Here is a 1,479-nt window from a genome sequence, read left to right on the forward strand (position 1 = left end):
GGGCGGGGTCGCGGTGGGTGCGCACCTGCGTGCCGACGGCGTCGCCGAGGGCCTGGTGGTGCGGGCGCATCGTCGCCGGACACGTCGGACGTTGGCGTCGGCTGCGGCGTCCGTCGCGGCGCTGGCGATGGCGGGAGTCGTGGCCGTCGAGCTGCTGCGTCCCCCGGCGGACCCGGCCGGTCCGGTGCACCGCGACGACGTGCCGTCGATCGACCGCGCGGTGAACCTCGCGGCCGCAGGCCTGCTCGAGTGCGGCGTGGAGCCCACCGAGCTGCCCGACCAGGGCGTGACCATCGCCGACGACGCCGACCGCGACGCCCACCCCGACGTGGAGGTGGCGCTGTTCGCGCAGTACACCTCGGGCGGCTCCGAGGCCGCCGAGCGGCTCGAGCCGGATGGTTCGGTGCCGCTCGACCCGGACGCGGGGCTCGCCTTCGCCGCGACGGTGGACTGGGACGGCGAGGTGGCTCCCGCGGACTCGGGGGTCTCGACCGCCGCGGCGCTCCTCGACGGCTCCGGTGCGGTGGTCGCCCTCCACGACGGCGTCACGGTGCGCGGCGACCTGCTCCCGGTGATCGACCGCACGCGTGCGGTCGAGGGCGCGATCAGCCCCTACGTCTGCGGCGAGGAGGCGCTCGCCGAAGGCGAGTACTCCGCGGTGGTGGTCGTCCAGGTGTGGCAGGGGGACCCGACCAACGTGATCGCGACCTACGTCAACCCGGGTCTAGGCGACCGCGTCACGGTCCGCGTCGAGGACACCGGGACCGACCTGGAGCTGGCCGCGGATGACGAGGTGCGCCGCCTGCAGGCGGACTTCGCGCGCAGGGTCGAGGCCAGTGGACAGCTTCTGCTCGAGAGTCAGTCGGGGAGCCGCGCGCCCGTGCTGCTGGGCGAGGGCTGGTCCCGTGGGACCGCCAGCTGCCTGCGCGCCGCCTCCGCGCCCGACCTCGGCAGCCTCAAGGTGTTCGGGTCGCTGGGCGTGAACATGGCCGACAAGCGTTTCGGCACCGTGGAGATCCTCGAGGGCGCCGAGGCGGGGGTGTGGCCCGGCATCTGGTGGCCGCGCATCTCCGAGTGGTCGTTCGGCTTCGCGGACGGGCTCCGCAGCCCGACCATCCTCCTGTACGACTCGTCGGGCGCGCTGGTCGCGGTGTACGAGTCCAACTCGACGATCAACGACCCGACGGATGCGGACGGCGGTGAGTGGTGGACGGAGGTGGGCTTCCAGGACCCGGGCTGCGCCGTGCCGTCGGAGCTGCCGACCGAGCCGGGGCGGTACACGCCCGTGTTCGTCTACGACCTCACCGAGACCAGCCCGGGCTACGCCGCGGACGGCTGGTTCCTGCTGCCACCGTTCGAGTACGACGGCGATCCCGCTTCCCTCGAGTCCGGGCTCAGCGTCGACACGGCCGCCTCGGGCCTGCTCGTGATCCTCTGACCCGCGCACTGCGTCCTCGCTAGCCTGAAGTCGGGCTCGGT

At 73.7% G+C, this 1,479-nt stretch carries 1 protein-coding gene; it reads left to right on the forward strand.

What is annotated here, in order from left to right:
- Positions 1–1,438, forward strand: a 1,438-nt coding sequence (locus QQX10_RS13610; RefSeq protein WP_301122132.1) for a hypothetical protein, incomplete at its 5' end; no start/stop codon positions are given.
- Between the last annotated feature and the right edge of the window lie 41 nt (positions 1,439–1,479).

Origin of the sequence: Demequina lignilytica, from assembly GCF_030418305.1 — a bacterium.
Lineage (GTDB): Bacteria > Actinomycetota > Actinomycetes > Actinomycetales > Demequinaceae > Demequina > Demequina lignilytica.